Source organism: Ovoidimarina sediminis (assembly GCF_032586175.1).
Lineage (GTDB): Bacteria > Pseudomonadota > Alphaproteobacteria > Rhodobacterales > Rhodobacteraceae > Ovoidimarina > Ovoidimarina sediminis.
Map to the genome: position 1 here is coordinate 1 of NZ_JAWHTE010000007.1, position 13,029 is coordinate 13,029.

Below are 13,029 nucleotides of genomic sequence, written 5' to 3' on the forward strand. Positions count from 1 at the left end.
TAAGCTGGAACCACAACGAGCCAGGGCCTCCGTTACAGATCAAGCCACCCTGTCCCAAATCATCTGACGACGGACACATCCGACGCCAGCCTGATCCGGGCAGATGCCAACAAGCAGTATGCGGCGCCTCAGGCGGACTGGGACCCGGGCAGGATCGACCTGTCTGCTGCGCCCCGTGCCGTGCGCGAGTATCTCGATGTGCTCGACGATGCCGCCTTCGGGGCGGCGAGCGAAGTAGAACCGAAGTTTACGTCCTTCGCCGATCCTGCCAGCCAGTGGACCGGCGCCAGAAAGGGTCCGGCGTTCTTCGCATACTCGGACAACTACCTGATCGACACGGACCATGGTGTGATCCTCGATGTGGAGGCCACCAGGTCGATCCGCTCGACAGAAGTTGGCGCCACGCAGACGATGATCGAACGCACGCGGGAGCGGTTCGATCTCACCCCTGAGCGGCTTGCCGCAGACACGGCTTATGGGTCCGGCGGGATGCTCGGATGGGCATCGCCAGATGAGGCTACTACTGAGCAGTAGCGGCAGCTTTAGATCTGTTTTCGCTTACAGCTTACTGCACGCTCCCCTCAACGGGAGCTGGCCGGGCTCGACCTTCTTCTCGCTTTTTCTCTGAAGCGGTCGTTAAAGCAAGGTGCGGCGAACTGCCATCGTGGAGTTGCGGTGAGCTGTATCAAGCGCAACCGGCCGTTTGGTGCTCGCGTTGATGCAGCGCAAGTCTAAGCACATCGGAATATATTATTTTGGAAAGTCGAGCCTGACGACCTCATGGAGGCCCTGATTTGTTTCATAACTCAACTTTGAAAAGGCTATTTGATGGCCCGAAGTTCATGCAGTGCCTGGTCCAGACCTGCTTACTGTCCGCTGTGTTTATTTTCCTCATCGTTATCGCTTTGGTCTCGGAGGTTGGCGCTCAAGTAGAAGACCCACTTCTCCATGCGGCGCGGTCTGGCAATGTCGTCGAAATTGAAAGGCAGCTAGCACAGGGGGCAAACCCTGATGTTCGACACAGCAACGATGCCACCCCCTTGCTACTAGCGGCCCAGGAGGGACATCTCGAGGCAGTCCGGACCCTTATCCGTAGAGGTGCAAACCTGGACACCATCAGCTCGAACTCTGTCACACCATTGATGGTTGCAGCGCTCAATGGACACGATCTTGTGGTACAAGAACTTCTAAACTCCGGAGCCTCGGCAAAGGTCGTTTCTCCTGAAGGTTTGTCGGCCCTCGGTATTGCGGCTCAGGTCGATAACCCGCGCACAATTGAACTCTTGCTCGAAGCAGGTGTCGATCTCGAGGAAAATGGGTCGATCTTTGGAGGCACCGCACTATTGATCGCCGCCGCAAATGGGCTAACCGAGAATGTGCGGCTTCTTCTGAAGGCAGGTGCTTCGCAGGAGGTGATGTTCGATGACGAAGGGCCGATGCGGGGTGCAAATCCATTATTAGCGGCAGCGTTTAGTGGCCATGATCGCGTAGTCGATTTACTCCTCGAGGCAGGTGCCGATCCCAACTGGCAAAACGCCTTCGGGCGCACTGCGCTCGTTCAGGCAGCATTTAACGGTCACCCGGACACCGTTGCGCGCCTCTTGGAAGCGGGAGCCGAGCCTGATCTCCAAGTGATGGGAGACCGTACTGCGCTCTACTTCGCCGCCTTTTCGAATAACGCCGAAGCCATGCAAATGCTGATTTCAGCCGGAGCCAATCCAAATGTTCAGACAATGGAGGGACGCTTGTCCCCACTCCACATTGCGGCTCAAAACGGCAGCGTGCTCGCTGCGCAGACGCTACTGAGGGCGGGTGTAGATCCGGACATCACTGCGGCCGAAGGATTGACGCCCCTTCATCTTGCGTCGCAGTTCGGATCGCCGGATGCGATTGACGCCCTGATCGAGGCGGGTGCGTCTTTGGAGCGTAGGTCTGCGCGTGAGGGCACAGCACTGACCATTGCGGCCGATAACGGGAAAGTAGGGGCAGTTCAGCGGCTTCTAGCCTTGGGCGCGAATCTCAACGCGAGGACGGAACTAAGTGCTACACCTCTTATGTTGGCTGCCGAGTTAGGAAATTTCGAGATTGCTAAGTTTCTGATTGAGGCTGGCGCCGATATGGACTTGCTAGACTGGTCAGGTAGGACCGCCCTTCTAATCGCGCTGCAACAGAGCCAGGGTGAGATCGCCCACCTGCTTATCGATGGCGGTGCGAGAACCGACATCTTGGACGGTGATGGGCGAGGAGTTCTGGAGTACGCGGCCGGATCTGGAATGGTAGGCGTACTGGACCGGGTTCTAAATCAATCCGATGCCGATCAGGAACTCGCCCGTGCCGGGGGCATGGCGGTTTACTTTGCAGCAGACCGGGGTCATCCCGAAGCACTGTCGCATTTGCTTGCGAAGGGCGCGGATATGGGCCTTCAGGATCCGCAAGGTCAGACCGCACTTCACAGAGCGGTAGGTCACGGTTTCCTAGATGTCGTTGAACTTCTTGCGTCACGCACGGATGTGAACCTTCAGAGGAATGACGGTGTGACGCCGCTGATCTTGGCAGTTCAGACAGGAAGAAAGGAATTAGTTCAGGTTCTCATCAACAATGGTGCTGATCCAGATCTTGCGGCTCACGATGGAGGTACGCCATTGTGGGTCGCTCGGAAAAACGGTGCCTCTGAGATAGAAGAACTATTAATTGCGGCTGGGGCAGATGCGACCCAGTCTGCTGCGCCTTCTTCAGCAGCCCGTCAAAAGCATCTGCTGTCTCCAAAGACCATCGCCGAATATCCTGATGGACGAGCTTGCGATATCCGGGAAGCACAGATCCTGCTCTATCGAAGCGGCTTTGATCCGGGCCCCCTTGACGGCGTCTGGGGCAAGGTCACAGAAGCGGCGGTGATCATGTTCCAGCACCGCAACGACTTGGAAGCCACTGGATTGCTGGACTCCACGACCTGTCTTGTCTTGGGGATCGATCCTGCACGGGTTGCTTACGAGTAGGTCAAGAGATCAGACCCATCAGCAGTAGTCCAAGCCTTAAAGATTTTAGTTCTGGCTTCGCTAAGAGAAGCGCTAGTCATGCGAATGCCAGCCTATTCCACACACCGGCCACTCAACGCTGCGGGGGCGAGCGTCCGCTTCTCACACCCCACGCCACCCCACGCCACCCCGACCGTCCGCTACCTTGACCAATACGATCGACTCTGCGTCACCATCAACTTCCTTGCCGAGCCCCTCCAGTCGCTGGGCTGTGTTCACGACATCGCCGATGACCGTGTAATTGATCCGGTCGGGCGACCCGATGTCGCCGACGATCAGCTGGCCAGAGTGAACCCCAACCCGGCTCATAGGCTTCAGTCAATATCCCTTACTTCAGGACTCTCGAACCAGAGGCGAACTAGCTCCAGCGCCTACTGGTGGATCCGCCCGCTGGTTCTGGAAAGGTAAAGCATTCTTTGTGTCTGCTCCGGGCTCTCCTGAGACATCCGAGCCTTTCTGTCGGATGACTTCTCTGCCGCACTAACCGGTCATCGAGGGGGGAAATCCGCCGCGAACGTCGGCTTCTCGCGGTAGCGGACGTCGATCACATCGGGCTGGATGACCGGATCGCGGGACAGAGGTGTCACTCGTCGCGCGCCACCGATGCCTTTCGAGCCCACTCAGTTCCGCTTGAAAATCGAACAATCCATCAACGTTTCAGATGAATATGAAATCGTCCGAACTCAGTGAGGCTTCAGCATCAAGCAGGACTGTTATCTCTGTCTCCTCGAAGCTGACAACAGCGACCTTCTGGAACTTATCCGCTAGATGATCAAACACGCCGCCAGGCAGGCGTTCAGTAGGAAGCAGCCCGTTGCTCACCTCGAATGCCTCAGCAATCGCAAGGTCATCGAAATCAAGGCTGACGGCCATCAAGACAATCTGATCAGAGCCAATTTCGAAATCCAGAAGCCTGTCAGACCCGTCCATTCCGTCGAAGATAAACTCGTCCGAATCACGGCCTCCCAAGAGGATGTCGTCGCCATCCCCGCCAAAAAGCCGATCAGAGCCTTCATCCCCTTGAAGTTTGTCGTCACCGCCGAGGCCAGACAAAGTGTCATCGCCACCCCGTCCCCGGAGATAGTTATCAGCATCTGAACCGGTAATGGTATCTGCGCCACTTCGCGACCCGACAACATCCTCAATGTTTGCGAGCGTGTAGTTGAACAGCTGTGGTTCATCAAAAACCCAAGGATCAAAGAAGGTGCCAGTTGCGGTACCCGCGCTGAGATCAATCACCAAGGACTGAAATTGACTAGTCCCCATATCTAGGAGGTCTGTGCCTCCGCCACCGTCAATGTAGTCGTTTCCCGAATACGCCCTTATGCGCTCGTCCCCATCCCCGCCTATGAAAGTATCGTCAGAATAGGTCAGGAAGAACTGGCGCATATAGCCTGGGCCGGAGATCGTCTCGGCGTTGCCAAACCCGTCATCGATGATCTGTCCAGATTCCAGGCTCAGATCAATGAATACACCATTTTCGACGATCGCACCGTCTGCTCCGAACGTGAAGGAAAGACGGGTGTTACTCTCGTGGCCTTTGAAATCGCCTCCTATGTAAAAGCTGTCTACGCCATCGCCCGGGGCGAGTACCAGTTGAGCCTCATTAAGGTCGTTGTGATCGATGATGAACACATCGCCTGAAGATGTCCCTTCGAAGTAAATGCCGTCCGTCTGTTCGAAGAGAGATTGTATTCCAATGATTGTATCAGTGTCCGAGCCGCTCGATACTTCGGCGAAATCACCATCGATATCCAGTATCGCGTAAATACCTTCATTAAGATTGCGATAAAGCAGATTGGCGAAGCCCGATACTACATTAGAGTAGTCGATGGTGTCCGAGCCGATACTTCCGAATATGACGCCGTTGCCCTCTCCCGGATCAATGTAGTCGTTGCCCTCGCCTCCATCGAGAAAGTCGAAGCCCGCGCCTCCGTAGAGTTCGTCGTTGCCCGCCTCGCCAATCAGAGTATCGCTTCCACCGAAGCCATTAATGATGTCGGCACCGTCAGTACCAATCAGCAGATCGCCATTTTCCGTTCCATCAATGATATTGGCCAACTCACACCTCCCTCATTTCTGATCAAGTCGCCGTAAGCCTGAAACTCCTTTAAATTCGGAAAGTATTCATCCCTAGGGGCAGGCAGTTCAAAACAACTCGAACTTCCGAAAGGGTTGCACGACCCGCAAATCGCGAGTTTGATATATATCAATGTAGAGATGCTCCCCCTGAAATCGCATTCGGTCTTGCCTTCGCGAGATCGCCGAGCGCTATCGCAAGTGAAATGTCCGAATCGGGCTCTACCCCGTCATCTGAGCGAAATAGAAAGATGACCGCTCTCTTGCGCTTAGAGGCCCTTGGAGCCGAAGATTCCGTTGAGCCGCGCCCGAACGGCGGCTTTCACCGGCTCCAGACGTTCGCCGAAATTGAGGCAATGACCGGAGCGCGGACGAAGCTGCCGGTCGGACAAAACGTCTTTCTTAGTCAATAAGGTGACTTAGGTGAATGCCGCCAGCGCTTCGTCTTCATCAGGGTACAGGCTCACCAGACTTGTAAAACCGGATGTTTCGAGAACCTTACGAACGGACTCGTTTGCCCCGCAAATCCTCATTTGACCGTTTGAGTTCTTGAGGAGCTTGGCTGCAACGAGAATACTTCTCAGACCCGCGCTACTAATGAAATCGACACCTTCCAGATTGATCAGTAGCTTATTGGAACCGCCTTTAACTAACCCAACCAGCGCATCCATGACTTCACCGGAAGTTGTGCTTTTAATATCGCCCTTTAGGCCTACAAAAGTCACCCCGGCAACTTCCTTCGAGTTGATTTCCATATCCGTCATTCCATTTTCCCAGTCACATGGAGCAGTACGCCGCTCCAGATATTAGTTCCGCTTTAAGTAACTCACCTCGGAACTGATGCTTCTATTCCATTCAGTTCTCATACTCGCAGCCGGACGAGATCGCACCCACAGCTTCACAGGTTTGCAAGCGCCTCTTCTTCGTTCGAATATGTAGGGAAAAGCTTTGTGAAGCCTGACATCTCAAAGACAGATTTTGTGGAAGGATTCATAGAGCAGACAGTCAGCTTCAGACCTTTGCTGCTCAATTTCTTGCCCAGCGAAAGGATTACCCGCAGACCCGTCGAGGCAATGAAATTCACCTTTTCGACATTGATCACAAGGTGTTTGCTTTCATCCTCCATCGCCTCAAGAATATCGGCTTCGACGTCTGGGCTGGTGTTCGTTGTCAGGTCTCCGTCCACGTAGATCACGACAGCAGCGTCTGTTGTACGGTGTGTCACTTCAGTATGCATGTCGTTTCCCTCAGTTCTTTGTTGTTTCGTCTGCTTGTGTCGGCTTGTCGCCAGCAAAGCGCTTCATGAGCGTCGTGACATTTCTGCCTTCGACACGTCGGTATGAGTAATCGTCCATGAGATTCCGAATGAGGTGGATGCCTAGTCCGCCGATTTCGCGCTCTTCAATGGACGAAGCTGTATCCGGGTCTTTCCGCGTGAATGGATCAAATTCGATCCCCTCATCAGTGACTGACACGATAAAGCGTTGACCATCGGTCGAGAGCACGACGTCGATGATGTGCTCTCCCTCATCGCCAAATGCATAGCTGATCACGTTATTGAGAAGATCATCCAGCACCACCGAAAAGTTGTTTTGAATTTCCGGTGGAAGCTCGAACCGATGACAGATTTCGCCAAGTGCTGCTAGACAACGATCGATCTCGGTGAGGTCGTTCGCCAGGCGTAATTCCACAGTGCCCCGTGCGTCGCGCACATCCCAAGCTACGTAGCGAAGGCAGAACATTGTAATGTCGTCTGACTGCTCGGCTGCACCAACAAACTCATCGACATCGCGAACTAATGACTCGACTAGATACTTGGTTCCCAGTTTTTGGGAGCGCTCTAGGAACGCTTCAAGCCTAGCTTCTCCGTAGTCTTCTCCCTTCGCATTGAAGGCTTCCGTAACACCATCGGTGTACAAGACTATTTTGTCATCAACATCGAGCTGCATTTGGGCCTCACCATACGGAGCCCCCGGCATCACCCCAACCATCGGACCGTGCAGTTCTCCCAAAGCCTGCATGGTTCCGTTTGTCTTTATCAAGTATGGCGGATTATGCCCAGCATTTGTATAGGTGAGCGTCCCTGTTTTTGTATCAATAATGCCAAAAAATGCAGTGATGAACATGCAGTCGTCATTGTTTTCGCTGAGTTCGTTGTTTGTCGCTGAGATGATACTGGCAGTGGACTTTGTGTCCTGTGATCGGGACTTCAGCATCGTCTTTGCAACCGCCATCATGAGTGCTGCCGGAACCCCCTTACCAGAGACATCCGCAATCACGAACGCGAAGTACCGATCATCGATCATGAAGAAGTCATAGAAATCCCCGCCCACTTCACGTGCAGGACGAATGTAGGCCCAAACATCAAGGTCCTTGTGCTCCGGAAATCTCGGGAAAGTCAGAGGTATCATGCTCATCTGGATCTGGCGTCCAATATTGAGCTCGTCCCCCATGCGCTTATTAGCAATTGCTAGTTGTCGCTCCAATTCTTTCTGCTGACTGATGTCGACGAATACGCCAAGCACGCCGCCCCGCGAACCATCGGATAGGTCAAATGCACGAGCCCAAAAGAGCATGTCATGCTCGGCTCCATCTGCGAGCACAACGCTTGTCTCGCGATGACTACTTCCGCCATCTCGGAGAAGCTGCACATCCTCTTCGTGCCGCCTGCTACGGTACTCTTCGGGAAAGAATTCTAGCTCCTTAACTGTCTTGCCGATGATTTCCTCTCGCCGAATACCGAACGCGCTTTCATAGGCACTGTTGAAATTGAGGTATCGACCTGAGGTATCTTTGACAAAGATGGGATTTGGAACGGAATCCACCAAGGTTGTGACAAAGCTCAAATTGTCAGCAATTTCTTTTTCTTGCTGCTTCCGTTCGGTAATATCCCTGATGATCCCTACGAAGAGCTTTTCGTCTTTCAGTTGTGCTTCTCCAACGTGAAGCTCCATGGGGAATTCTGAACCATCTTTTCTCAGGCCCTCGACTTCTCGAGTGCGGCCTACGACATGTTTCTCACCGGTATCGTGGTAGCGTTGGAGATGGGCGTCGTGATCTTTCGCATGCCTCTTGGGCATCAGTTCATCTATTTTGCCGCCTATGACTTCACTCGCTTCATATCCGAAGGTTTCCTCGGCGCTCGGATTGAATTCTCTGATGAAACCTTTTTCATCAATGACAATCACGCTGTCCGCAGCGTTGTTTAGGATCGAGCGGACCCTCGTCTCGCTATCAGTGAGCTCTTTGGTTCGATCTGCGACCTTTTCTTCTAGCCCCTCGATCAGCTCACGTAGTGCTTCACGCATGACGTCGAAGTTGCGAGCCAGTTGTGCTATTTCGTCTCCGCCCGTCGCTTCGATTGTGATGCCAAGATCACCCTTCGCTATTCTTTGTGCCTTGGCGCTTAGGTTCTGTATCGGCCGGGTCATCGTTCTCGCGAAGAGGAAGGACGTGAGGATAATACCCGCTATGAGAAACCCCATGAGTTGCATGGTTCTGTTCCGCAAACGATAGGCGGGCGCGAGTGCCTCAGCCTCATCGATCTCGCTCATGATCGCCCAGTTCAATCCCGGTAGATCAAGAAGGCGATACGCCGAGAGCACTGCCACACCGCGATAATCTGGGAAAATCTCAGTGTTCGTTTCACCGGCCAGAGCCGCCCGAGTGCCCCTCGTATCGACGGGCTGCAAATCAATGGACGTATTGAATGCATCAATCCTTTGGACGATACGCTCGTCGAGACCAATATTGCGGATCATTCCGAGATACCCGTCACGGTCTTCGATCAAAAACCTAGACTGGTTGCGCATCAGAAGGTCGTCACCGACGATATAGGTTTCTCCACTTTCGCCGAGCCCGACATCGCTCCAGGCCCCTCGGCTCGTCATGATGTCGTTGATGCGATCAATCGGCATCTGGAACACCAAGACCCCTACGAGGTCGCCCTCGTCGAATATGGGCGAAGCTACAAAGGATGCCGGGGCGTTGTAGGATGGAGCATAGGCCTCAAAATCCTGAAAATTGACAAATTCAGCAGAGCTTGCTGACTGGGCGGTCTGGAACGCCGCGGCAAAATTTGTATCAGCATATGGGCCCGTAAGTAGCGAAGTCCCAAAATCGACCTCCTTGAAAACTGAATAGACAATCCGCCCACTTTCGGCATCGACTAGGAAGATATCGTAGTACCCGAACCTCTCGAGGTAGTTTCTGATGATCGGGTGATACCGGCTATGCACTGCGCTGTAAGCGCTGCCGTCTCCGGTGTCGTCAAGCAGGTGCTTTTCCCCGGTCGGATTGGGGTTCTCGGCGATAAATCGCGTCTGCATCCATCGGGCAATCGCGTCTTGTGGAAGGTAAGCTTCGACCTGCTCAGGGGCTTGGGAGAAGGAGTTTTCGTTAAGTCTAGGTAGGAACTCCTGCTCATAATAACTCTGCAGCACCGGCAATGCGGAAACATCACCACCTTCATCCAGCAGGTCGATAGCGGCCCGAAACTCCCGCATCGCACCTACAATCATACTGCTTTCAGAGAAGGTCGTGACTTGGCCGGCAATGGTTGAGAAGTAGTCCTCGATTTGTTGTGCTTTCAGCTCTCGCACAGCGACGAGCGTATCGAAGGATTCCTCAAGCAAAGCCCGTTTCGCGGCTCGGTATTCCACTACAGAGTAGATGCCGACACTTACTGCGGCGACCAGCACGAGCACGATCAGTAGTTTCGTGCGAATCTTCAGGCTTCTAATGAAAGAGGCGGGCTTCGCATCTGCAGTAGAGTGAATGTCTCGGGTCGATTCTGCCATGTCTCTAACGATGTCGCCTTTCCCCGCCAAAGTTCTAAGCGCCCAACTTGCGCTGATGATGCTCCTGCTCAAAGCGGGACACATCAACATGTAGTAGCGGGAAACGGCGCTGCTGGTATCCGACAAGGCCCATATGCTTAACGCTCCATCGCAGCTTGATGCAGTCGAAGGTCGAAGAGGCCGATCATGACGAGAAAATGATTGAATATCTCGGTTTGCACATTCGAAAATCCGATCAGGTCGGTCTTCTTGACGAATGCGAAGATGTCGAGCGGGATACCACGTTCGCTCGGTGCAAGAGTGCGAACCAACACAAACCTCTGACGCGTGTTCAAGTCTTTTCGCGCTCGCAAGAAGCGATCCACGTATGTAGCGAAAAGCTCGAAGTTGGTGGCTACTTTGCCGGCGAGGTCAGGATCATATCCTGCACTGTCACGATCCCCTAATGCCTCCAGTTTCTCTGCAACCAAGTCCTCGATAACGGGGATCGCTTTGAGACGCTCTAGCAACTCGCGATCGCAGAGCCGAACAGAGGACACATCAAACATGAATGTTTCTTGTATTCTTCGCGCTCGCGCATCCCGCTGCATGCTCGCGAAGTTCGTGTTGGCAACCTCAAGCACCTTATGAGTAGGGATCAATGATGTAGTCAGATCCCAGTTGCGGACCTTGATATCGTAGAGGCCGATATGCTCGACAGGACCGTCCGCATTAAAGCTGGGAACGTAAATCCAGTCGCCCTCACGTATCAAACCCCATGACGCTATCTTTATGCTGGCAAATATGGAGTGAAGGGTGTCCCTGAAGATGAAGCCAGCCACAGCTGTGGCCGCGCCAAGGCCGCCGAGCAGCGTTAAAAGATCAGTGTCGATGGTAATAGCCGCCGCAAATGCGATGGACAGCAAGACGACGGCGATCTTCAGCAGGTCGATGTAGCCGGTAGAACTCACTCCCTTTTCGCCCGAACGATGTCGGATTACGGCCGCGATGGCGCCAAGCACTTTGACGCCGGTCTCGCCTGCAAGGAAGACCAAGATCAAACCGGAGACTAGTCGTGCTGCGTATTCGTAGGGACTTGCTAGGTTGGCAAGGAAGAATGCGAGCGCAGCGGGAATGGCATAGACGAAGCGGAAAGGTCTTAACGCATCGACGATCAGGTCATCGATGACTGTCTCTGTTCGTATTGCGACCCGGAGTGCAACGCGTCCGATCAGCCTCTGGAGCAATGGAGATGCGATAAGGGCAACTACAACGACCAGTACAAAGCTGATACTTGGACTTTCCTGCAATAGGTTCATGCGCTACAGCCCCCCTGGCGTCTTTTTCTTCTTAGTTCTCAGCTCGCAGGACCGAACAGCGTTGCGAGTGACAAGCGCAATACTATTGCCGTGACACCGATGTGCCAGAGAGAAATGTGTCTCCGCGACATCTCTAGTATGCATTCAGAGTGTGTGGGCGGGCTATGTACCGCCCGTTTCGTACGCCGACAAATGAGTGCTTCGGGCTCTACACAGTCATCTGAGCATTTCAGTCGGATGACCGCTTTCGCGGGTGTTGCGGTCGTCAAGCGTGCGGGTGCGTACTATCTCTTCGAGTGTCCTGACGAAGAGTGCAAATCGCGGCGAGCAGGGTCTCTGTGGCTTGGTCAGCCTTTCGATCGTCGCGTCATTTTCTCACTCATCACCTCTGCGGCCTGTCGAAGCGGATCGTCGGATAGATGAGCGTAGCGTTGGGTCGTCATTGGATTGGTATGACCAAGGAGACGTCCTACTACCGGAAGACTGTGCCCGCTGGACACCAGATGCGATGCGTGCGTGTGGCGGTTGTCGTGAAGGCGATAGTCCTTAAGCCCCGCAGCTTCCGTCACTGACTTCCAGAAACGTTTGAGATCTTTGATTGGCTGGCCTGACTTGCGCCCAGGAAAGACGTGCGGGTTGTCCGCCAACCGTATCGAGGCCATTGAACCGAGCAAAGACACGGCGCCACTCGACAAGGGAGTGTGCTCTGTCCGCTTCTGCTTCGTATGATGGGAAGGCTTAACCCAGACCCGGCGATCGAGATCGAAATCCGACCACTTCGAGGTCAGCACCTCACCGATGCGCGCACCAGTCATGAGCTGTAATCGCACGGCATTCGCTGCGACTTGGTTTGGATGAGCATCGAGGGCCGCCATCAATCGCTCAAGCTCAGCATCGGACAACCAACGGTAACGTTTTTCCTCCTGGAAACGCGGCACGCCCTTCACTGGATTGTCGCCCCGCCACCCCCAGCGAACCGAAAGCTCGAACATCTTGGATAGAAGCGCGAGTACGCGATTCGCCTGATAGGGCCTGTCTGAAAGGCTGTTGTGGAGACTCTGGATGTCACCGTGAGTAATCGCCCCAACAGCGCGCGATCCGATTGCGGGGAGAACCAGTCGATCCAAGAGTGACTTGTCCATCGCGGCGCTGCGCACACGCTTCTTGGGCATCGCGTGCTTGGCCATGTAGTCATTTGCCAGATCTCGCATGGAGAAGCTGTCCCGGCGGGCGCGTTCCTCGGAGACTGGATCTCGGCCACGCATGGCATCGGCGAGATACCCCTTAGCGATGTCGCGAGCCTGATGGAGCGTCATCAACGGCCCATGTTGGCCGATAGTCTTGCGACGCGAGCGACCGGACCGGCGATCGCGATACTGGACGATGTAGCTCTTGGAACCTGAAGCCTTAACCCTAAGACCGAACCCACGAAGGGCGGCATCCCAGAAGACGTTCTCTCCAACGTCAACGGCAGCGCCATCGACGAAAGCCTTCGTGAGCTTTACTCTTGGCACGTGCCACCTCATTCGGCTGAGTAAGCAAAAGGTAAGCAAGCTGAAGGGAAACAGCAAGAAGAGTACAGAAACATCAATGGCTATAGACCCCACATTTTAACATTAAAATATTGGAATAGAAGCCTTGAGTAGAAACCAGTAGAAGCGCGTACAAACATTGCCCACACGACTTTTAATCAGTGGGTCGCAGGTTCGAATCCTGCACGGCTCACCACTCCATCCAAATTCCGTGTGTCCGTCCAGAACGGGGCGGGGCGTTCGGGTCGCGCCGTGTCGGGGCGTGCGGCATCTCGCTGATCCTTTA

9 protein-coding genes and 1 pseudogene are annotated in these 13,029 nt (G+C 54.1%); 2 read left to right on the top strand and 8 right to left on the bottom strand.

The genetic code is table 11. The annotated features are described in order from the left end of the window. Positions 1 to 81: 81 nt before the first annotated feature. Together RXV90_RS09980 and RXV90_RS09985 are read left to right on the top strand one after the other, a co-directional pair. A pseudogene (locus tag RXV90_RS09980) lies at positions 82 to 501 on the top strand (IS5/IS1182 family transposase); the annotation flags it as partial. Positions 502 to 794: 293 nt separating this feature from the next. Then, the gene (locus RXV90_RS09985) at positions 795 to 2,996 is read left to right on the top strand and encodes an ankyrin repeat domain-containing protein (RefSeq protein ID WP_316648489.1); all 2,202 of its coding nucleotides are present in this window, start codon (positions 795 to 797) and stop codon (positions 2,994 to 2,996) included. Positions 2,997 to 3,137: 141 nt separating this feature from the next. Here RXV90_RS09985 and RXV90_RS09990 read toward each other — a convergent pair whose 3' ends face one another. The 8 genes from RXV90_RS09990 to RXV90_RS10025 form a co-directional block, all read right to left on the bottom strand. After that, positions 3,138 to 3,344: an adenylate/guanylate cyclase domain-containing protein gene (locus RXV90_RS09990; protein ID WP_316648490.1), complete on the bottom strand. Its 207-nt coding sequence runs from the start codon at positions 3,342 to 3,344 to the stop codon at positions 3,138 to 3,140. A 348-nt stretch (positions 3,345 to 3,692) separates the two neighbouring features. Continuing rightward, positions 3,693 to 5,096 carry a calcium-binding protein gene (locus RXV90_RS09995; RefSeq protein WP_316648491.1) on the bottom strand — a complete coding sequence of 468 codons (1,404 nt, stop codon included), beginning with the start codon at positions 5,094 to 5,096 and terminating at the stop codon, positions 3,693 to 3,695. A 287-nt stretch (positions 5,097 to 5,383) separates the two neighbouring features. Beyond that, positions 5,384 to 5,524 (bottom strand): hypothetical protein, encoded by a 141-nt coding sequence (locus tag RXV90_RS10000; RefSeq protein ID WP_316648492.1) that lies wholly within the window; start codon positions 5,522 to 5,524, stop codon positions 5,384 to 5,386. A 9-nt stretch (positions 5,525 to 5,533) separates the two neighbouring features. Beyond that, positions 5,534 to 5,878, bottom strand: a complete 345-nt coding sequence (locus RXV90_RS10005; RefSeq protein ID WP_316648493.1) for an STAS domain-containing protein — start codon at positions 5,876 to 5,878, stop codon at positions 5,534 to 5,536. A gap of 134 nt (positions 5,879 to 6,012) precedes the next feature. Then, positions 6,013 to 6,351, bottom strand: a complete 339-nt coding sequence (locus RXV90_RS10010) for an STAS domain-containing protein (RefSeq protein WP_316648494.1) — start codon at positions 6,349 to 6,351, stop codon at positions 6,013 to 6,015. A 10-nt stretch (positions 6,352 to 6,361) separates the two neighbouring features. Continuing rightward, positions 6,362 to 9,913, bottom strand: a complete 3,552-nt coding sequence (locus tag RXV90_RS10015) for a PAS domain S-box protein (protein ID WP_316648495.1) — start codon at positions 9,911 to 9,913, stop codon at positions 6,362 to 6,364. A 137-nt stretch (positions 9,914 to 10,050) separates the two neighbouring features. Continuing rightward, a complete protein-coding gene (locus RXV90_RS10020) occupies positions 10,051 to 11,211 on the bottom strand; it encodes a mechanosensitive ion channel domain-containing protein (RefSeq protein WP_316648496.1) in 1,161 nt (386 codons plus the stop codon). A 347-nt stretch (positions 11,212 to 11,558) separates the two neighbouring features. Continuing rightward, entirely contained in the window at positions 11,559 to 12,725 is a 1,167-nt protein-coding gene (locus RXV90_RS10025; RefSeq protein WP_316648497.1) for a tyrosine-type recombinase/integrase, read from the bottom strand. Positions 12,726 to 13,029: the final 304 nt, after the last annotated feature.